Annotated in this window: 16 protein-coding genes and 2 rRNA genes (1 of these 18 cut by a window edge); 8 read left to right on the top strand and 10 right to left on the bottom strand. The window is 70.1% G+C overall.

Annotation, left to right across the window (positions count from 1 at the left end):
- The 3 genes from RGI145_RS15940 to RGI145_RS15930 all read left to right on the top strand — a co-directional run.
- A 23S ribosomal RNA gene (locus RGI145_RS15940) occupies positions 1-1,502 on the top strand (it extends 1,241 nt beyond the left edge of the window).
- Positions 1,503-1,709: 207 nt separating this feature from the next.
- Positions 1,710-1,824 (top strand): 5S ribosomal RNA (rrf, locus tag RGI145_RS15935).
- 212 nt (positions 1,825-2,036) lie between these two features.
- On the top strand, positions 2,037-2,918 hold the full coding sequence (locus tag RGI145_RS15930; RefSeq protein ID WP_075799124.1) for an IclR family transcriptional regulator: 882 nt from the start codon (positions 2,037-2,039) through the stop codon (positions 2,916-2,918).
- On the opposite strand, the gene RGI145_RS15925 is transcribed toward RGI145_RS15930, so the two are convergent.
- Genes RGI145_RS15925 through RGI145_RS15910 form a run of 4 tightly spaced genes read right to left on the bottom strand, consistent with a single transcriptional unit; the run spans position 2,842 to position 7,572 of the window.
- Positions 2,842-3,564, bottom strand: coding sequence for an ABC transporter ATP-binding protein (locus RGI145_RS15925; RefSeq protein WP_075799123.1), 723 nt, complete (start codon positions 3,562-3,564; stop codon positions 2,842-2,844). The two genes, RGI145_RS15930 and RGI145_RS15925, sit on opposite strands and share 77 nt — an antisense overlap.
- Complete coding sequence (locus RGI145_RS15920; RefSeq protein ID WP_075799122.1) at positions 3,561-5,369, bottom strand: branched-chain amino acid ABC transporter ATP-binding protein/permease; 1,809 nt, start codon at positions 5,367-5,369, stop codon at positions 3,561-3,563. The genes RGI145_RS15925 and RGI145_RS15920 overlap by 4 nt, the downstream gene beginning before the upstream one ends.
- Positions 5,370-5,374: 5 nt before the next feature.
- A complete protein-coding gene (locus tag RGI145_RS15915; RefSeq protein WP_075799121.1) occupies positions 5,375-6,295 on the bottom strand; it encodes a branched-chain amino acid ABC transporter permease in 921 nt (306 codons plus the stop codon).
- A 29-nt stretch (positions 6,296-6,324) separates the two neighbouring features.
- A complete protein-coding gene (locus tag RGI145_RS15910) occupies positions 6,325-7,572 on the bottom strand; it encodes an ABC transporter substrate-binding protein (RefSeq protein ID WP_167668297.1) in 1,248 nt (415 codons plus the stop codon).
- 298 nt (positions 7,573-7,870) lie between these two features.
- Here RGI145_RS15910 and RGI145_RS15905 point away from each other — a divergent pair, with 298 nt between their 5' ends.
- The 4 genes from RGI145_RS15905 to RGI145_RS15890 are packed head-to-tail and all read left to right on the top strand — an operon-like array spanning position 7,871 to position 12,270.
- Positions 7,871-8,620, top strand: a complete 750-nt coding sequence (locus tag RGI145_RS15905; RefSeq protein ID WP_075799120.1) for an SDR family NAD(P)-dependent oxidoreductase — start codon at positions 7,871-7,873, stop codon at positions 8,618-8,620.
- A gap of 10 nt (positions 8,621-8,630) precedes the next feature.
- Positions 8,631-9,326: an EthD domain-containing protein gene (locus RGI145_RS15900; protein ID WP_075800127.1), complete on the top strand. Its 696-nt coding sequence runs from the start codon at positions 8,631-8,633 to the stop codon at positions 9,324-9,326.
- Positions 9,326-10,525, top strand: a complete 1,200-nt coding sequence (locus tag RGI145_RS15895) for an NADH:flavin oxidoreductase/NADH oxidase (RefSeq protein ID WP_075799119.1) — start codon at positions 9,326-9,328, stop codon at positions 10,523-10,525. Before RGI145_RS15900 ends, RGI145_RS15895 begins: the two co-directional genes overlap by 1 nt.
- Positions 10,522-12,270, top strand: coding sequence for an FAD-dependent oxidoreductase (locus RGI145_RS15890; protein WP_075799118.1), 1,749 nt, complete (start codon positions 10,522-10,524; stop codon positions 12,268-12,270). The genes RGI145_RS15895 and RGI145_RS15890 overlap by 4 nt, the downstream gene beginning before the upstream one ends.
- 372 nt (positions 12,271-12,642) lie before the next feature.
- On the opposite strand, the gene RGI145_RS15885 is transcribed toward RGI145_RS15890, so the two are convergent.
- Both RGI145_RS15885 and RGI145_RS15880 read right to left on the bottom strand, forming a co-directional pair.
- Complete coding sequence (locus tag RGI145_RS15885) at positions 12,643-13,878, bottom strand: MFS transporter (protein ID WP_075799117.1); 1,236 nt, start codon at positions 13,876-13,878, stop codon at positions 12,643-12,645.
- A gap of 195 nt (positions 13,879-14,073) precedes the next feature.
- Positions 14,074-14,787 carry a pyridoxamine 5'-phosphate oxidase family protein gene (locus RGI145_RS15880; RefSeq protein WP_075799116.1) on the bottom strand — a complete coding sequence of 238 codons (714 nt, stop codon included), beginning with the start codon at positions 14,785-14,787 and terminating at the stop codon, positions 14,074-14,076.
- Between the two features lie 75 nt (positions 14,788-14,862).
- On the opposite strand from RGI145_RS15880, the gene pdxR reads away from it, so the two are divergent.
- Positions 14,863-16,296: a MocR-like pyridoxine biosynthesis transcription factor PdxR gene (pdxR, locus tag RGI145_RS15875; RefSeq protein ID WP_075799115.1), complete on the top strand. Its 1,434-nt coding sequence runs from the start codon at positions 14,863-14,865 to the stop codon at positions 16,294-16,296.
- A 72-nt stretch (positions 16,297-16,368) separates the two neighbouring features.
- Here pdxR and RGI145_RS15870 read toward each other — a convergent pair whose 3' ends face one another.
- The 4 genes from RGI145_RS15870 to RGI145_RS15855 form a co-directional block, all read right to left on the bottom strand.
- Positions 16,369-16,581: a hypothetical protein gene (locus RGI145_RS15870; RefSeq protein ID WP_075799114.1), complete on the bottom strand. Its 213-nt coding sequence runs from the start codon at positions 16,579-16,581 to the stop codon at positions 16,369-16,371.
- Positions 16,582-16,822: 241 nt separating this feature from the next.
- The gene (locus tag RGI145_RS15865; RefSeq protein ID WP_156878568.1) at positions 16,823-18,283 is read right to left on the bottom strand and encodes an acetate and sugar kinases/Hsc70/actin family protein; all 1,461 of its coding nucleotides are present in this window, start codon (positions 18,281-18,283) and stop codon (positions 16,823-16,825) included.
- Between the two features lie 85 nt (positions 18,284-18,368).
- Positions 18,369-18,692: an L-rhamnose mutarotase gene (locus RGI145_RS15860; RefSeq protein WP_075800126.1), complete on the bottom strand. Its 324-nt coding sequence runs from the start codon at positions 18,690-18,692 to the stop codon at positions 18,369-18,371.
- Between the two features lie 117 nt (positions 18,693-18,809).
- Positions 18,810-19,613, bottom strand: a complete 804-nt coding sequence (locus RGI145_RS15855; protein ID WP_075799112.1) for a DeoR/GlpR family DNA-binding transcription regulator — start codon at positions 19,611-19,613, stop codon at positions 18,810-18,812.
- Positions 19,614-19,731 lie beyond the last annotated feature (118 nt).

Raw genomic sequence — 19,731 nt, 5'->3', positions numbered from 1 at the left:
CGGACATGAGTAGCGATAAACAGGGTGAGAACCCCTGTCGCCGAAAGTCCAAGGGTTCCTGCGCAAGGTCAATCCGCGCAGGGTGAGCCGGCCCCTAAGGCGAGGGCGAAAGCCGTAGTCGATGGAAACCAGGTGAATATTCCTGGGCCTGACAGACGTGACGGCTGCCAACCGTTGTTCCTCCTTATCGGATTGGAGGGGCAGCCAAAGCAGCCCAGGAAATAGCGCTGTCGAGAAAGACCGTACCCGAAACCGACACAGGTGGACTGGTTGAGAATACCGAGGCGCTTGAGAGAACTATGCTGAAGGAACTAGGCAAATTACTCGCGTAACTTCGGGATAAGCGAGACCCCTTCTTGCGCAAGCAAGGTGGGGTGGCACAGACCAGGGGGTAGCGACTGTTTAGTAAAAACACAGGGCTCTGCGAAATCGAGAGATGACGTATAGGGTCTGACACCTGCCCGGTGCCGGAAGGTCAAGGGGAGATGTGCAAGCATCGAACCGAAGCCCCGGTAAACGGCGGCCGTAACTATAACGGTCCTAAGGTAGCGAAATTCCTTGTCGGGTAAGTTCCGACCTGCACGAATGGTGTAACGACTTCCCCACTGTCTCCAGCATAGACTCAGCGAAATTGAATTCCCCGTGAAGATGCGGGGTACCCGTGGTCAGACGGAAAGACCCTATGAACCTTTACTGCAGCTTCGCAGTGGTGCCAGGAAGGAACTGTGTAGGATAGGTGGGAGCCATCGAAACCCGGGCGCTAGCTCAGGTGGAGGCAACCTTGAAATACCACCCTGTTTCTTTCTGGCATCTCACTGAGCCCGGTTAGCCCGGGCCAGGACCCTGCGTGGTGGGCAGTTTGACTGGGGCGGTCGCCTCCCAAAGTGTAACGGAGGCGCGCGATGGTGGGCTCAGGCCGGTCGGACATCGGCTGTTGAGTGCAAAGGCATAAGCCCGCCTGACTGCGAGCGCGACAGCGCGAGCAGAGACGAAAGTCGGCCTTAGTGATCCGGTGGTCCCGCGTGGAAGGGCCATCGCTCAACGGATAAAAGGTACTCTAGGGATAACAGGCTGATCTCCCCCAAGAGTCCACATCGACGGGGAGGTTTGGCACCTCGATGTCGGCTCATCGCATCCCGGGGCTGGAGCAGGTCCCAAGGGTTCGGCTGTTCGCCGATTAAAGCGGTACGTGAGCTGGGTTTAGAACGTCGTGAGACAGTTCGGTCCCTATCTGCCATGGGTGTTGGAGACTTGCGAGGATCTGTCCCTAGTACGAGAGGACCGGGATGGACGTACCTCTGGTGCACCGGTTGTTCCGCCAGGAGCATCGCCGGGTAGCTAAGTACGGAACGGATAACCGCTGAAGGCATCTAAGCGGGAAACCAGCCTCAAAACCAGGTCTCCCCAAGGGCCGTGGAAGACCACCACGTCGATAGGTCGCAGGTGGAAGTCCGGTAACGGATGCAGCCGAGCGATCCTAATCGCCCGATCGAACTCCATCACTCCCCCGCCGCCGCAGTCCCCCTCAACAAGGGACACCGCGCGCAGCACCAAAGCGCACCCGCTCAGTCAGCAACACACACTCACAACACCCGATACCCCGCTCCCCCCAGCCCCAAAGCCCCATAAAGCCACAAGGCCCAGATCCTCCATCACCCAGCGCATCAGGTCGGTACACTACACACACCTCCACGGTTCCCATCCGGTGGCCTGGTGGCCCTAGCGAGGCTGCCACACCCGATCCCATCCCGAACTCGGCCGTGAAACGCCTCAGCGCCCATGGTACTGCGTCTCAAGACGCGGGAGAGTCGGTCGCCGCCAGGCCGCCCGATGGGAACCTACACACACAACACACCGACCCGATCCGATGCACTGATTGCAAAGCCGCCTGGTCAGGGCGGCTTTTTGCATTTGCAGCCCTTGATGGGCGCCGCTGCCTGCGGCCGTGATGCTCAAGCCCCGGGCGCCGATGTGGTGTACCGGACATCCCTTCCCGGCTTTATGATGGGAACTCGGGCATTCCGGAAAGGCACCGCATGCAGGTCGAAGGGCGGGGCGTACAGTCCATCGAAGTGGGCGGGCGATTGTTGCAAGCCCTGGTGACGCTGCCTCAGCCAGCTATGCTGCGTGACCTGGCCACGGCGGCGAACCTGACGCCGGCCCAGGCGCACGCCTATCTGGTGAGCTATCGCAAGCTCGGCCTGGTGGAGCAGGATCCACTCAGCGGGCGCTACGCCCTGGGTCCCTTTGCGCTGCAACTGGGCCTCGCCCGCATGCACGCCTCGGACCTTCTGCGGATGGCGTCGCGTGCGGCAGCCGAGATGATGGAGCAGCTGGGGTTGATGGCCACCATCGCCGTCTGGGGCACGCATGGACCCACCATCATCCAGGTCCAGGAATCCAGCATGCCGATCCACGTCAATCTGCGCGCTGGCTCGGTCTACACGATCACCGGCACGGCCACCGGGCGGCTCTTCGCGACATTCCTGCCCGCACGGCAGGTGCGCCCTCTGCTGGAAGAGGAACTGGTCCTCGGCTCACGCAGCCGCAAGGTCGGCCATGCCACCTCGCAGGCGGAACTGGACCGGCAGATCACGGAAATCCGCTCGCTTGGCTATGCCACCACGGAAGGCATCCCGGTGCCCGGCATCAACGCGGTGGCCGCGCCGGTTTTCGACCATACCGGCCAGATGCAGTATGCCATCACCGCGATCGGCAATGCCGGCATGCTCGATGCCTCGCCGCGCAGCCCGCAGGCGGAGGCGGTGCTGGCCTTCGCGCAACGCCTTTCCTCGGAACTCGGGCATCAGTTCGAGCGGGAGGGCCGAACGGACGCGAAGCTCAGTGCCCCGCGCCGAGGTAGGCCGCGCGCACCTGCGGATGCCGCAACAGGGCCGCGCCCGTCCCGGAAAGCGTGACGCGGCCGGTTTCGAGCACATAGGCACGGTCGGCCACGCCGAGGGCGAGGTTGGCCATCTGCTCCACCAGCAGCACGGTCATGCCACGGCGCCGCAGGTCGCGGATGATGCCGAAGATCTCGCGGATCACCAGCGGCGCCAGACCCAGCGAAGGCTCGTCGAGCAGCAGCAGGCGCGGCTGGCTCATCAGCGCGCGCGCGATGGCCAACATCTGCTGCTCTCCGCCCGAAAGCGTCACCGCCATCTGCGACTGCCGCTCGCGCAGGCGCGGAAACAGTGCGAACTGCTCCTCCACTGCTTCCGCCATCCGCGCGGGCGAAAGATCGCGCGACCAGGCGCCGAGCTCCAGGTTGTCGCGCACGCTCTGGTCCGGAAAGACGCGCCGCCCTTCGGGCGACAGCGCGATGCCGGCGCCGACGCGGCGATGCGGCGGCAGGGTGGTGATGTCGCGCCCGTCGAAGCGAATCGTGCCGGACTGCAACGGCAGCAGCCCCGCAATGGCCTGCAGCAGCGTGGTCTTGCCCGCGCCATTGGCGCCGACGATGGCCACCACTTCGCCCGTTTCCACGCGGATGCCGGCCTCGCTCACCGCGCGGATGGGGCCGTAGCCGATGCAGGCGCCCTCGACCTCCAGCATCGCGCTCATGCCCGCAGCGCCAGGACGGGTTCCACCGCCTCGGCCTCCGGCAGCTCCTCCGTGCCGAGATAGGCGGCGGTGACACGCGGATCGGCCTGCACATGCGCGGGCGTGCCCTCGGCGATGGTCTCGCCGTAGTCGAGCACGATCACGTGGTCGGAAATGGCCATGACGAGATCCATGTGATGTTCCACGAGGAGGATGGTGATCCCGCGCTCCCGGATGCGCAGAAGGATCTGGCCCAGCTCCGCCGTTTCCTGCGGGTTGAGACCGGCGGCCGGTTCGTCGAGCAGCAGGAGTTGCGGCTCCGTCGCCAGGGCGCGCGCCAGCTCCGTGCGGCGTTGCAGGCCATAGGGCAGGGAGCCCGCCGGCTCGTCGGCGAGTGGCGACAGGCCGAGGAAGCGCAGGATCTCCCCGACCCGGCGCCGGGCGGCCGCCTCCTCCCGCCAGGCCAGGGGCAGGCCGAACAGCGAGGACAGGAAGCCGTTGCGCATGCGCGCATGCTGGCCGAGCAGCACGTTGTCGCGCACCGACAGGTCGCGGAACAGGCGCAGGTTCTGGAAGGTGCGGGCGATGCCGCGGTCGCAGATCGCATGCGTCCCCGCCCGGCCCAGGCTGCGGCCCAGGAAGCGGATCTCGCCGGAATCCGGCTGCACCACGCCGCTCAGCATGTTGATGAAGGTGCTCTTGCCAGCACCGTTGGGGCCGATCAGCGCATGGATATGCCCGCGCGTGAGTCGGACATGGACATCCCGCGCCGGATGCACGCCGCCATAGGATTTGCTCAGCCCCTCGGCCTGGAGCAGGGGCGCGGAAGCGGCTGCCGGCTCCGCATCGCGGATGGGGAGGGACGCCGTGGCATCGGGCGCAGCCGCGCGCCGCTCACCGGAACGGGCGGGTTGCCACAGCCCGGCGATCACCCCGGCCAGGCCCTTCGGCATGGCATAGAGGGCGAAGAGCAGCAGCGCACCCTGCACGAAATGCTCGATCCAGCTCCAGCGCGCCACCAGGGCGGAGATCACCGTCAGGCTGACCGCGCCCAGGATCGGCCCGGCCAGCGAGCCCGCGCCGCCGAACAGCACCAGCAGCAGGATGAAGATCGACAGGTTGAAGCTGATGAAGTCGGAATTGATGTACTGGTTCTGCTGCGCGACCAGCGCACCGGCGAGGCCGCAGGTGGCGGCCGCGATCACGAAGGCCAGGATCTTGTAGCTATGCACCGGCACGCCCACGGCGCCCGCCGCGATCTCGTCCGCCTGCAGGGACAGGAAGGCGCGGCCGAAGCGGCCCGTGAGCAGGTTGCGCAGCAGCAGGTGCAGCCCCAGGCCGAGCAGGATGCAGAGCCAGACCCATTGCTGCATGTTCAGCGCCTCGCCGCCGAAGGTCAGCGGCTTGATGGCGTAGATGCCCATGGCGCCGCCGAAGATGTCGGAGGCCTCGGTGACCAGCTTCTCCACCACGATGCCGAAGGCGAGCGTCACCATGGCGAGGCTGGGCCCGCGCACGCGCAGCGACGGGGCGGCGATCAGCACGCCGGCGGCGGCGGCGATGCCCGTGGCGAGCAGCAGCGACAGCCAGGGTCCGAGGTCCCAGCTCGTGGTGAGCAGCGCCACGCCATAGGCGCCGGCGGCGAAGAGCCCCGCCTGGCCCAGGGATTTCTGCCCGGCGAAGCCGAGCAGCACGTTCATCCCCGAGGCGCAGAGGAAGTAGATGCCGATGTTGAAAAGGATGCGCAGGTAGAAGTCGTTGGTGACGAAGGCCACGGCGAGTGCCGTCGCGCCCGCCAGCAGGATGGCCGCCAGGACATGCCGCATGGGCGTCACACCTTGTCCAGGGCGCGTGCGCCGAACAACCCGTTCGGGCGGATGGCGAGCACCAGGATGATCAGGAGGAAGATGACGATCTCGCGCCACTGCGCCTGCCAGAGCGCCACGCCAGCCTCCAGCAGGCCGAGCGCGAAGCCGCCGAAGATGCAGCCGCGCGGGTTGTCGAGACCGCCCAGGATGGCGCCCGAGAAGGCCTTCAGCGCGATGCCCATGCCCATGAAGAGCGAGGCCGAGGCGATCGGCGCCACCAGCACGCCGCCCAGCCCCGCCAGCCCGCTGGACAGGGCGAAGGCCCCCAGCATCACCGCGCCGACATTGATGCCCATCAGCGCCGCCACCTTCGGGTCATGCGCCACGGCGCGCATCGCCTTGCCCAGCCGCGTGCGGCGCAGCAGCAGGTCGAGCGCCACCATCAGCAGCACCGCCACCGCCAGCACCGCGATCTCCTGCGGCCGCACCCCGGCACCCCCCAGGCGCAGCACCTCGTCGCCGAAGGGGGAGGGCATGTTGACCGGTGCCGGCCCCCAGACGGCGAGGCCCAGGCTCTGCAGGATGATGCCGAAGCCGATGGTGCTCATCACCCAGGACATGCCCGGCTTGCCGGCGAAGGGCCGGATGGCGGCGATGAAGAGAAGGAGGCCGAGCGCGCCCATCGCCGCGCCCGCCGCAGCGGCCGCGGCGGGATAGCGGAAGCCCGCCGAGGCCGCCGGCTCCAACGCGGCGAAGCTGCCGCCGCCGGAGAACAGGTAGAGCGCGGTGACGCCGAGGAAGGCGCCGACGCCGATGAACTCGCCCTGGGCGAAGTTCAGCGTGCGGGTGGTGGTGAAGGTGATGCTGAAGCTCAGCGCGATCAGCGCATAGACGCCGCCGATCGCGAGCCCGCTCACCAGCGCCTGCAGATAGGTCGCCAGCACGGAGTTCCTCCCTCTTGCCTCGCCGGGGCTCAGCCCTTGAAGTCGCCTTCCTGCAGGTTCTGCACGACCTCGTCGCGGAAGGCGGCCAGCTTGCCGTTGCGCCAGCAGGTCCAGCGCTGGTCGGCGGCGGTCAGCCCCTCATGCTCCGTGCGGCTGAAGGGGTGGTCATAGGTCTTGGCATAGCCCTCGACCTTCTCCTTCAGGTCCTCCAGCGACGCGCGGATGGCCGCGCCATCGGTCTTGCCCGCCTGCTTCATCGCGGCGGCCAGCAGGACGGTGGAATCATAGCCGTGCACGGCGAAGGAAAAGGCGGAATCCGCGTCCAGCTTCGGGCGGATGCGGTCGAAGAAGGCCTGCTGGTGCGGCGTGCGGTCTTCCGACACGGTCCGCAGGAAGATCGGCTTTTCCGCCAGTTCCGGGCCGGCGGCGTTGATGAAGCTCAGGTTGTCCGCTGCCCAGCTCGTCAGCACGATGGGGAAGTAGCCGATCTTGTCCATGCTGCGCATGAGCTGGCCGATCGGCGTGCCCTGCGCCCAGACCAGCGCCGTCTCCACCCCGGCCGCGCGCAGCTTGGCGAGCTGCGAGGTCATGTCCGTGTCGCCGACGTTGAACTTCTCGCTGGCCACGGCGGTGAGGCCCTGGGCCTGCGCCACCTCCTGGAGGTCCTTCAGCCCACCCTGGCCATAGCCCGTGGTTTCGGTGAGGAAGCCGATCTTGCCGGTGCGCGGGTTCTTCTTGGCATAGGCCATGAGCGTGACGACCTGGATGCGGTCCACGCTGCCGATGCGGAACATGTAGTTGTCGGCGCCCTCGCGCACCGGCTTGGTGATGTCGGTGGCCGAGCCGATGCAGCCCATGACCGGGATGCGCTTCTGGTTCGGGATGTGCTTCCAGGCCAGGGCATTGCCCGAATTGGTCGGGCCGAAGACCGCGGCGACCTTTTCGTTGTCGATCAGGTCGCTCATGTTCTGGATGGATTTCGGCGGCTGCGAGAGGTCGTCGCGGACCGTCAGGCCCAGCGGGCGGCCGAGCACGCCGCCGGCCTTGTTCACGTCCTCCATCGCCGCCTGGATGCCGACCACGGCGGCGCGGCCGGACTGGGCGGAAGGCGAGGCCGAGAGGTCGCCGTTGAAGCCCAGCCGGATCGGCTCCGCCTGCGCCAGCGCGCCGCGATGCGGCAGGGCGAGGGCCGGGGCGGCGAGCAGCGCCGCGGCGGCGCGGCCGAAACCGCGGCGGGTGGGGCCGGCGGCCTCCGGGTGGGGGGTCTTTCCTGTCATCACGTCCTCCTCAAGGCCTTTGGCCATGACGGCCAGGAGGAGGTGCGGACGACGGCATCCGCCATCGTCCTCCCGTTTCCGTCCCGCCCGTTCCGTGCCGGGTCTTGCCGACCCTTCTTGGCCATGGAGGCTATGTCCTGGCGAAGCGTTACGCAATGAACAAATCGTCTCCAACGAGATGATTTGTCCCTTGCGAATGAATTCGCTCTGTGTTTGCCTTTCCGCAATCCCGCCCGGCCCGCCGGCGCCTCCTGGCGCCCCCGGCACGGAGCGGCCATGGAACGGGAAGGAAACTCCAATGCTCCTTGCAGGGCATCTCGCACTCGTCACCGGCGCGGGGCAGGGCAATGGCGCGGCGATCAGCCTGGGGCTCGCCCGGCATGGCGCGGCGGTGGTTGCCACGGATCTCGACGGCGATGCCGCGACGCACACCGCGGAGCGCATCCGGGCGGCGGGCGGCACGGCCTATGCCCATGCGCTGGATGTCGCCGACCTGCCCGCCTGCCGCGCCCTGGCCGCGCGCCTCGCGGAGGAAGCGGGCGACGTCTCCGTGCTGGTCAACAATGCCGGCATCTGCCCGCGCCATTCCATCGACGACCCGGCGCTGGACGATGCCTGGGAGGCCGCCATGGCGGTCAACCTGCGCGGCACGCTGAACGTCACGCGCGCCCTGTTGCCCGCGTTGCGCCGCAGGCGCGGCAGCGTGGTGAACATGGCCTCCATCGCGGCCTTCGTCTCCACCGCCACCTCGGTCAGCTATCCCGTCTCCAAGGCGGGCGTACGCGCGCTGACGCAGAGCCTGGCGCAGGAGCTGGCGCCGGACGGCGTGCGGGTGAACGCCGTCGCGCCCGGCACCTTCGCCACCCGCATGACCGAGGCGACGCGCTCCAACCCCGAGCGCTCGGCCCGCTTCCTGGCCCGCATCCCCATGGGCCGGTACGGCGAGCCGGAGGAACTGGTCGGCCCGGTCGCCTTCCTGGCCTCCGGGATGGCGAGCTACGTCACCGGCACGGTGCTGGTGGTCGATGGCGGCTATCTGGCGCTCTGAGGCGATGCCGATGATGCTGCGCATGGGCCTCCTCACGCGCCGGCCGGAGGTGCCGCCGGATCAGTTCGCCCGCCACTGGCGGGACAGGCACGGGCCGCTCGCCACGCGCCTGCCGGGGCTGCGGCGCTACACGCAGAACCTCGTGACCGACCGCTCGCAGCTCGCCATCGACCATGCGCGCGGCGACTGGGCGCTCGACGGCGTCTCGCAGCTCTGGTTCGACGACGCGGCCGCGATGCAGGCGGCGGTCGATTCCCCGGAATTCGCGCCCATTCCGGAGGACAACGACCGTTTCGCCACGCTGCGCGGCGTGCTGCTGGCCATGCCCAACCTAGTGGTGCCAGTACAGGAGCCAACGCAGGACGGGCCGCTGATCAAGCGCATGTCGTTGCTGCGCCGCCGGCCCGGCCTGGATGCGGCGCGGTTCCGCGAAGAGTGGTTCGGCTTCCATGCCGAGGCGGTGCGGAAATTTCCCCGCATCGCGGGCTACACGCAGAACCTGGTGGTGCAGCGCGGCGGCGACCCGCGCCATCCGCTGCCCTACGAGGCCCTGCCCGTCGATGGCGTGGTGGAGATGTGGTTCCGCAGCCGCGAGGACCTCGAAGCCGCCTTCGCCTCGCCTGCGGCCGTGGTGTCGCAGCGCCATGCGCTCGATTTCATCGCCGAGATCACGACCTTTCTGGTCGAACCGCACCGGGTGCTGTGATGGTGCCGCTGCTCTTCTCCCCGCTGCGGCTGCGCGGGTTGACGCTGCCGAATCGCGTGGTGATCTCGCCGATGTGCCAGCATGCGGCGGAGGAAGGCTGCGCCACCGACTGGCACCTGGTGCATCTCGGCAAGTTCGCTCTGGGCGGCGCCGGGCTGATCCTGACGGAAAGCACCGCCGTCTCGCCGGAAGGGCGCATCGGCATCGCCGATCTGGGCCTCTGGGCGGATCATCAGGTGGAACCGCTGCACCGCGTGGTGCGCTTCGTCCACGAACAGGGCGGCGCCATCGGCGTGCAACTTGCCCATGCGGGACGCAAGGCCGGCAGCGCGCCGCTCTGGGAAGGCGGGCATGCGCTGGGCGAGGCCGAGCTCGCGGCGCGGGGCTGGCGCCGCCTGGGCCCGAGCGCCATCGCCGCCGGCCCCGCCTGGAGTCGCCCCGAGGCGCTCGACATGGCGGGTATCGCCCGCGTCACCGGGGATTTCGCCGCCGCCACCCGGCGTGCCGAGGCCGCCGGCTTCGACGTGCTGGAGCTGCATTTCGGCCATGGCTATCTCGTCGCGAGCTTCCTCTCCCCGCTCTCCAACCGCCGCGAGGATGCCTATGGCGGCGATCGGGAAGGCCGCATGCGCCTCGCGCTGGAGATCGCGGCGCGGGTGCGCGAGGCCTGGCCCGCCGCGAAGCCGCTCTTCTGCCGCCTCTCCGCCGTGGATGGGGCCGAGGGCGGCTGGGGGCTGGAGGATTCCGTCCTTCTCGCCCGGCGGCTCAAGGCGCTCGGCGTCGATGTGATCGACGTGTCCTCCGGCGGTCTGACCGAGGAGACGCGGCGCCTGGCCGTGCCGCGCGGCCCCGGCTTCCAGTGCGGCTTTGCCGAGGCCATCCGCCAGGGCGCCTCGGTCCCCACCCAGGCGGTCGGCATGATCCTGGACGGGCCGCAGGCCGAGGCGGTGCTGCGGGACGGGCAGGCGGATCTCATCGCCATCGCGCGCGAGGCGCTGCGCGACCCCTACTGGCCCCGCCACGCGGCGGAACAGCTCGGGCTGGAGGAGGACTACGCCGGCTGGCCGGAACGCCATGGCGTCTGGCTGGCCAAGCGGGAGCAGAGCATGGGCGGCGTCCTGCGCCAGCGGCGGGCCGAGCTGGCGCGGGCCATGGCCGATACGACAGAGGCCGCCACGATGGGAGGAGAACAGGAATGAGCGACGTGATGGAATGCGACGTGCTGGTGGTCGGCTCCGGCGCGGGCGGCCTTTCGGCGGCAGTCAGCGCGGCGGCACGCGGCCTCTCGGTAATCGTGGCGGAGAAGGAGCCCTGGGTCGGCGGCACCACGGCCCTGTCCGGCGGCTTTCTCTGGGTGCCCAACAACCCCGTCTCGTGCCGCGACGGCATCGAGGACAGCATCGAGGCCGCCCGCACCTATCTGCGGCACGAGGCAGGGAACCATTTCAACGCCCCGGCGGTGGATGCCTTCCTGGACACGGGCGCGGAGGCGGTGGCCTTCTTCGAGCGCGAGACGGCGGTGCAGTTCGAGGCCGCCTCCGCCTTCTCCGACTATCACCCCACGGCGCCGGGCGGGCGTCCGGGTGGACGTTCGATCAAGGCGCGCGACTTCCGGGCGCAGGAGCTGGGCGGCGAGTTGAAGCGCCTTCGCCCGCCTTTGCCGGAGCTGACCTTCGCCGGGCTGATGGTGGGGTCGGGGCCGGAGCTGAAGCACTTCTTCAACGCCACGCGCTCCCTGGCCTCCGCCGCCTATGTGGCGCGGCGGCTGAGCGCGCATGCGCGGGACCTCGCGCTGAACGGGCGCGGCATGCTGCTGACCAACGGCAACGCCCTGGCGGCGCGACTCTTCCGCAGCGCGCTGGACCGTGGCGTGCGGGTCTGGACGGAGGCGCCCGTCCTCCGGCTGGAGCGGGAGGGCGGCGCGGTGCGCGGCGCCGTCCTCCGCCGCGACGGGCAGGAGCAGCACCTGCGCGTCCGCCGGGGCGTGGTTCTCGCCGCGGGCGGATTCCCACAGGACCTGGAGCGGCGCCGGGCGATGTTCCCGCATGACGGCACGAACCAGGGGCATTTCTCCCCGGCGCCGAAGGGCAACACCGGCGACGGCCTGCGGCTCGGCGAACAGGCCGGCGGGGCGGTGGAGGAGGGCTATCCGAACGCGGCGGCCTGGGTGCCGGTCTCCCGCGTGCCGCGCAAGGATGGCGGCTGGGGCGTCTTCCCGCATTTCATCGACCGGGCCAAGCCGGGCCTGATCGCCGTGCTGCCGAACGGGCGGCGCTTCGTGAACGAGGCGAATTCCTATCACGACTTCATCCAGGCGCTCTTCGCCGCGACGCCGCCGGGCGAGCGTGTCCACGCCTTCCTGGTGGTGGACCAGCCCTTCCTCCGCCGCTTCGGCCTGGGCTTCGTGAAGCCCTTCCCGGTGCCGGTGGGACCGCAGATCCGCTCCGGCTACCTGAAGGCCGGGCGCAGCCTGGCCGAACTGGCGCAGAAGGCCGGGATCGACCCGCGCGGGCTGGAGGCAACGGTGGCGGACTGGAACCGCGACGTCGCCACGGGTGAGGACCGCGCCTTCGGCAAGGGATCGACCGCCTACAACCGCTTCAACGGTGACCCGGAATTCCAGCCCAACCCCTGCCTGGCCCCGATCGCCAAGGGGCCCTTCTATGCCGTGGAAGTGGTGGTGGGCGATCTCGGCACCTTCGCCGGGTTGCGCACCGATGGCGACGCGCGGGTGCTGGACGAGGCGGGGCGGCCCGTCCCCGGCCTCTATGCCTCGGGCAACGACATGGCCAGCATCATGGGCGGCAACTATCCGGGCGGCGGCATCACCCTCGGGCCGGCCCTGGTCTTCGGCTATATCGCCGCGCGGCACCTGGCCGGGGCACAGGCGGAAGCCCGGCAGCCGGAGGTGGCCCTGGCCGGTGGCGCGGCCGGATTGCCCTGACCGTTCCGCTTCATGGCCGCCCGCCGTGGGAGAGGCGCCGCCTCTCCCACACCCTCTCCGCCGGGGACCGAAGCCGGTCCCCGGACCCCGGGCATTCGTTGGTTTCCGTGGCAACCGTCAGCCTGCGGCCCGATCCTGGAGAGCAGGTGGGGCGGCGGAGCTCCTGAAGAAGAAAATCACCATTTCCGCGCTGGTGGCACCGGCAGCCCGCCGGAGAGCATTGGCTCTCCAGCGCGATCCGGCATCAGCGAAGACCAGCGAATGGGGTCCAGGGCCCGCAGGGTCCTGGCGGATAGGGGGTCCGGGGCGAAAGGCGGAGCCTTTCCCCCGGGACGGCGCGACGCCAGACCTGCGGCCGGCGCCTGAACTGGATCAGGCCAGTTCCGCGCCACGGCGTTCCGGGATGAGGAACCACATGGCCAGGATGTCGAGGATGTAGAGCAGGGCCAGCAGGGCGATGGCGGTCTCGAAGCCATAGGCGGCCGCCACGGCACCCACGGCCACCGGACCGAAGCCGCCCACCGCGCGGCCGATGTTGAACAGCACGTTCTGCGCCGTGGCGCGGGCCGCCGTCGGGTACAGCTCGCTCATCAGCGCGCCATAGCCGCCCAGCATGCCGTTGACGAAGAAGCCCATCACCGCGCCGCCGACCAGCAGCGCAGCCGGGTCGGTCAGCCTGGAATAGACGACGACCATGACCGCCGCGCCCAGCATCCAGCCGAGGAAGGCCGGCTTGCGCCCGACGCGATCGGCCACCTGCCCGAAGGCATAGATGCCCACCGCCATGCCCAGGATGGTCACCGCGGTCCAGGTCGCGGATTGGGTGAGGCCGAAGCCGAACCGGCTGGAAAGGTAGTTCGGCAGCCAGATCATGACGCCGTAATAGCCGAAGTTCTGCACTGAGCAGAGGATCACCAGGCCGAGGCTGTTGCGCCGGGCCTGGTGATCCGCCACCAGCAGCCGCAGCGGCGAGGCGGCGGGCGCCTTCGCCAAGCGTTCCACAAAGACATCCGGCTCGTGCAGGCTGCGGCGGATGAAATAGGCGGCGATGGCCGGGAACAGGCCGACCGCGAACATCCCGCGCCAGCCGATGACCGGCAGCAGCATCGGCGTCACCACGGCGGCGAGTAGCACGCCGGCCTGCCAGCCCAGTCCGACATAGGAGGAGGCGCGGGCACGCTTCGAGGCGGGCCAGGCCTCGGCCACCAGGGCCATGCCGATGCCGAACTCGCCGCCCAGGCCGATGCCCGCGATGGTGCGATAGATCAGCAGGTCCCAGTAGCCCTGGGCCAGGGCGCAGAGGCCGGTGAAGACGGCGAAGAGCATGATGGTCCAGGTCAGCACCCGCACCCGCCCCAGCCGGTCGGACAGCATGCCGAAGCCCACGCCGCCGATCACCGCGCCGACCAGCGTCGCCGTGACCAGGGAGGCGGCCTGGGCCGGGGTCAGCCCCAGATCGGCCGAGATGGCCCGCAGCATGAAGCCCAGGATCAGCAGGTCGAAGCCGTCCATGGCATAGCCCAGCGCGGAGCCCCACAGCGCCTTCCGCGCGGCGGGCGTGATCCTGTCCTGATCCGATGTTGCGAAGGCTTTGGCTGGTTCCGCCATAGGGCCACCCCGTTCCCGAAAAATCCGGCGGCTTGTGTCACCTTGTCACGGCCTGTGCCAGACGGTTCCGGCCGGGTGGAGCCGGGGAAAGGATGCGGAAGCGTCGATTTTCCCCGGCTGTTTCCCACCGGCTATCCCCCTGCCCATGAACCAGGGCGGCGGGAAGGGCGCGGTGGCGGGTGCCCCTCCGCGCGATCAGTCACGATAGACCGCCGCATGCGCCTCGGCCAGGGCCTCCTCCAGCGGGCGTTCCGCGCGATAGGCCGCCAGATCCGCTGGCCGCGCAACGCCGGGCTGCAGGCGGGGGCAGGGTTCCGGCGCGCCGATCACCGTGCGGATGGGCAGGCGCTCGGCGTAGATCGGCAGGTCGTAATCCTCCTCGTCATCGGCCACACCCTTGGCGCGGATCTTCGCGGAGGCGGTCTCGATCTCCATGACGACGACGGCGGTGGCCTTGATCTCCTGCTCCGTGCTCTGGCGCAGCCCGGCGGTGCGATGGGGGAAGAAGCGGTCCACCATCATCACCAGGGCCTGGCGCTTCTCCTCCGGGTCGGTCACCAGCCTCGCCTGGCCGAAGGCCATCACGGAGCGGTAGTCGGCGGAGTGGTTGAAGCCGCAGCGGGCCAGGACCAAGCTGTCGAAATGCGTGACGGTCAGGCAGGCCGGCTGGCCTTCGGACAGGTTGCGCAGCATCCGGCTGGCGCTGCTGCCATGCCAGTAGAGCCGGGTGCCCTCGCGCCAGAACAGGGTCGGCGTGCAATAGGGCTGCCCGTCCACGACATAGGCGACATGGCAGAGGGCCGCGGCATCGAGCAGGCGGTGGACGGTCTCGTGGTCGTAGAAGCCGCGGTCGTGCCGCCGCTTGACGCGGTTGCGCGCCTCGACGGGATAGGTCTGGGTTTCGGACATCGGAAAGGCCTTGGTTGACGCTGTCATCATGAGCCCATGAAATTGGCCGGTGCGAGGGCCAATCCGGAGCGTGCCATGCCGACCAATTCCCGGCGCAAGCCCGAAGTGCTGGACATGCCCCTGTTGCTGGACGGGGCGGGCAGCCAGTCGGGCCGGCTGCATGCGGGGCTGCGCGCCGCGATCCTGGGCGGACGGCTGGCGCCCGGGCTGCGCCTGCCCTCCAGCCGGGACCTCGCCACCCAGCTCGGCCTGCGCCGCAACGCCGTGGTCATCGCCTATGAGCAGCTCCTGAGCGACGGGCTGGCCGAGGCCCGGGTCGGGGCGGGCACCTTCGTGGCCGCCCGGGTGCCGCGCGGGCCGGGTGCCGCGGCGCCGGCCGGGGCTGCCATCCCCATACCGGGGCAGGCGCCCTTCGCACTGGGCCGCACACAGGCGGACCCGGCGCTGCTGCGCCAGTTCGGGCGCCTCATCCGCCGCCACCTCACGGCCGATGCGGCGCATTTCGGCTATGGCGACCCGCGCGGCGTGGAGGCGCTGCGCCAGGCCATCGCGGCGCATCTGGCGGCCACGCGCGGCATCGCCTGCGATCCGGGACGGGTGCTCGTCACCAGCGGCACGCAACAGGCGCTGCGCCTCTGCGCCGAGGTGCTGCTGCGCCCCGGCGACGCTGTGTGGATGGAGGACCCGGGCTATCCTTCGGCGCGGCGCATCCTGGAGGCCTGCGGCGCCCGGCTGGTGCCCGTCCCGGTGGACCGTCACGGGCTGGATGCGGAGGAGGGGCGGCGTCAGGCTCCCGCGGCGCGGCTGGCCTATGTCACGCCATCCCACCAGTTCCCGACCGGCGTGACGATGAGCATGGAGCGGCGCCTCGCCCTGCTCGACTGGGCGCGCGAGGCGGGGAGCTGGGTGGTGGAGGACGACTACGACAGCGAGTTCCGCTATGCCGGCCCGCCGCTCACCGCCCTGGCGGGGATCGATGCGCGGGAACGGGTCATCTATCTCGGCACCTTCTCCAAGACGCTGTTTCCCGGGCTGCGGACGGGGTTCGCGGTGCTGCCGGGGGAACTGCTGGAGAAGGTCACCGCCGCGCGGCTGGTCGGCGACCGCTTTCCGCCCAGCCTGACCGGCGAGGCCCTGGCCGAGCTGATCCGGGACGGCGGTTTCGCCGCGCATGTGCGGCGCATGCGCTCCCGCTACCGGATCGCCCGTGACCTGCTGGCGGAGCTCCTGCCCCGCGCCTCCGGTGGCCTGCTGCGCGTAACGGTGCCCGACCAGGGTCTTTCCCTGCTGGCCCTGCTGCCGGAGGACTGGCCGCCCGGGACGGCGGCGCGCATCCGCGCGGCGGCCGGGATCGAGGGCTGGCTGCTGTCGGAGACCCGGCTGGTGCAACAGGGGCCGGATGGCTTCGTGCTGGGATTCTCCGGCCATTCGCTGCCGGCGCTGCGGCGCGCGGCGGAGCGGCTGGGCGAGGCGGTGCGGGCCTGGAGCCCCGGTGCCGCGGCCGCCTGACCCGCCGGCCTGGAAGGCGGCAGGGCATGATCCGTGGGCGAGGGCCGGCGGATCATGCCCCGGTGCCCTGGCTCAGTGCCGAAGGCCGTCCCGTTCCGCCGACGTGCCTGCCTCGCCCTGGCGCGGCCAGAGCGTCCGGTTGACGGAAAGCATCAGGCGCTGGACCCGGCCAAGGCGGCCCTGGTTGGCGTGCAGATTGGCGCGCCCCATGACGCTGGCGGCGACATGGGCACGGGCCTGCCGGAGATTCTGGCGCAGAACGCGGAGATTGTCGGTCGCGGTCAAGTCTTCCTCCTTGGTTTGGTGGGGTGGAGGATCATGCGCGCCGGCAGGAGGTCCTGATCCGGCGGCGCCCCCCATTCTTGTTGACCGTGCGGTCCCTCATGGAGCCGTCACGGTGCGGGATGCCCCCCCACCTGCGGCGGAAGCTAGGTAGTTGGGAGCGGAGTGCCAAGCCGTTGCCGCGGGAATTCCGCCGCCGCCCTTTCGCCGGGGCAGGGCAGCGGCCACCCGGGGCGTGGAAGGTTCAGATCATGCCGCCCGGCGTCGCGGGAGGGACGGATTCCGCCAGGGGTAGGGACAGGGGCGGGGCCTTGGGCAAGGCGATGTGCCCGATGGGGCCGGCCGTATCCCCGGGGCCTGCCAGAGCCCGCTGCCAGCGCCGACGCGCCGCGCGGACCCGGGCCGCCCAGGCGGGCGGCGGAACCTCCTCGGGCACGGGCGGCGGTGCCTTCCGGCCCAGGACGAGGCAACGCGCCCCGGCGACCGCCCCCGCGCTGTCCGGGCAGCGCAGCAGGCGCGAACCGGGCCGCAGCGCCGCGAGAAGCGCGGGGTAGAGCGGGTCGCGGGCCAGGGGGCCGTCCACCACCACGTCGCCGGCGGCGTGCAGCAGGCCGAGCGACAGGTCCGTCAGCAGCGCCAGATAGAGGCTGGCCAGGGCGCTGCGGCCCGCGCCGTCCAGCCTTCCGGCCCGCAGCACCGCGCCATGGCGGCCCGGAAAGGCGCCGCCCCCGGCGAAGCCCGGCAGCACACAGGCCCCCTCGTCGAGGACATGGAACAGGTCCGCCTCGCCGGGCGGCGGGGCATCCGGGCCGGCCACGGCCCGGTACTCCCGCCCGCCCATGAAGCGGGCGGTGCCGACCAGCCCGCCCCACGCATCCACATTGGCCAGCATGTCCCGCTCCGGCCGCAGGGCGGAGGCGGGGGTGCCGCGCGCCATCAGCACGGTCCAGGTGCCGGAGGACACGACGGCGAAGGGCTCCGCCGCCGCGCGATGCGTCAGATGGGCCAGGTAGGAGGCGTTGGAATCATGAAGGCCGCAGAGCACCGCGCAGTCCCCCGGCAGGCCGCAGCGGTCGGCGAGGGCGGGCCGCAGCCGGCCCAGCACGGCACCGGCGGACCGCAGTGGCGGGAAGAGCCTTTCCCAGCCCTGGCCGATGGCCATCCCGGAGAAGCGGGCCTGCGCCGGCTGCCACAGATCCGTGTGGCAGCCGAGCGAGGTGACCTCGCTGGCCGCGACGCCGCAGAGCCGGTAGGCCCAGTATTGCGGATAGGGCAGGATCGCGGCGGTGCGGGCGAAGATCTCCGGCAGGCGGTGCTGCACGAAATGGATCTGGCGCCCCAGGTTGAGCCCCGCCGGCAGGGAAGGCGACAGGGTGGCGCCGAAGGGATCGCGCAGGGCCTCGTAGGCCACGTCCTCCCCCGACAGGGCCGGGTCCTCGTAGTCGGGCGCCAGCAGGGGCTCGCCCTCCCCATCGAGCAGCACGGCGGCCGCGCCATGGGCCACCGGCAGGATAGCGGCGATGCGGCCGCGTTCCGGCAGGCCGGACAGCGTCCGCAGCAGCCAGTCCTCCAGCCCGGGCAGGTCGAGCTGGCGCAGCGGGCCATCCTCGCGCGGCGCGTTCGGCTTCTGCCGAAGGGCGAGTTCCCGGCCGCTCAGCGGGTCGAGCAGAACCAGCTTGGCGTTGCTCTTGCCGATATCGAGCACGGCCAGCAGCCGCCCCGGGGTCCATCCGCCAGGGAAGTTTTTGCCAGGGAAGTTTTCGCCAGGGGGCCATTCGCCGGGCATGGGCTCAGTCCATGTGGAACATCAGGGGCAGAGGCTCGGCGAGCGGGGCGCCGGTGGCGTCCGTGGCCATGATATCGGCCATGTGCCGCCACCAGCGGCGCATCACCGCTTCCTCCGGCAGATGATCGGCGCGGTGGTCCGGGGCGCGCCGCATCACCGCGAAAAGGCTCTGCGTCGGCTCATGCAGGAAGATGCTGTAGTCGCCGATGCCGGACGCCCGCAGCAGGGCGATGAGCTCCGGCCAGATCGCGTCGTGCCGCGCCTTGTAGGCCGCCGCCTGTCCGGGGTTGAGCTGCATCCGGAAGGCGATCTTCCCATCGCCGCTCATGGCCGTGCCCCCTGCCATCCGGCGGGCCGTGCGCCATCCGTCATGGTTCCGTTTCCTGTTCCCTGTTCCGGAGCGGCCGCTCTGCCGGCGGCCTGCTCCCGTTCGCCGGTGTTGGCGCTAGGCCACCCGCCTGATCCCGTCCTCCTGGCCCGGTTCCGCCTGGATGATCTCGATGCCCAGGGTCCGGAACGGCTCCAGCTCCTCCGGACGGGCTTCCCAGTCGGTGATCAGCGTGCCGATCCGCCCAGGCTCCACCACGATCATCGAGGATTGCTGGCGCAGCTTGCGGCTGTCGGCCAGCACCACCACCGTCTCGGCGCTGGCCATCAGGCGGATCTGCGACTGCACGATCAGCGGGTCGTTCTCCATCAGGCCGAAGCGGTTCAGGCCGTAGCAGGAGGTGAACATCCGCTCGCCCCGGAAATGCCGCGCCACGTCGCTCTCGAAGGGGCTGAGCACGATCCCCTGCTCGCGATAGACGGGGCCGCCGGGCAGGGTGATGCGGTTGCGGCTCTGCGCGACGAGATGGCTGGCGAGCGGGAAGGAGCTGGTCAGGATGTCGAGGCTCGTCCCTTCCAGGAACTCCGCGAGGCAATAGGTGGTGCTGCCGGCGCCGATGATGATGCTCTCGCCGCGCCGCATCATGCCGGCGGCCACGCGCGCGATGGCGCGTTTCTGCGGCGCCTGCACCTCCTGGCTCACGGCGAAGGGGCGGCCGACGAGCTGCGGCTGGTAGCGCGGCTCCAGCGCCTCCACGCCGCCACGCACGCGGCGGATCTCGCCGCGCTCGGCCATGGCCACGATGTCGCGGCGGATGGTGGCCTCGGAGGCGCCGAGCAGGTCGCAGAGATCGGTCACGCTGACCACGCTGCGCTCCTCTGCCGTCTTGAGGATCAGCCGCTGACGTTCCCGCTCCAGCACCCGCCGGTCCTTCCCTGGGAGGTCGAGCGGACAGCTAAGGGCGCGGCCGGAAGGGCGTCAAGGGCGCTCGATCAAAATCGGTCGAATTGGATTGGACTTGATCGTTTATGATCGATAT

This window comes from Roseomonas gilardii (assembly GCF_001941945.1).
In the GTDB taxonomy this organism is placed as follows: Bacteria; Pseudomonadota; Alphaproteobacteria; order Acetobacterales; family Acetobacteraceae; genus Roseomonas.
This window is presented reverse-complemented; position numbering and strand designations above follow the sequence as displayed.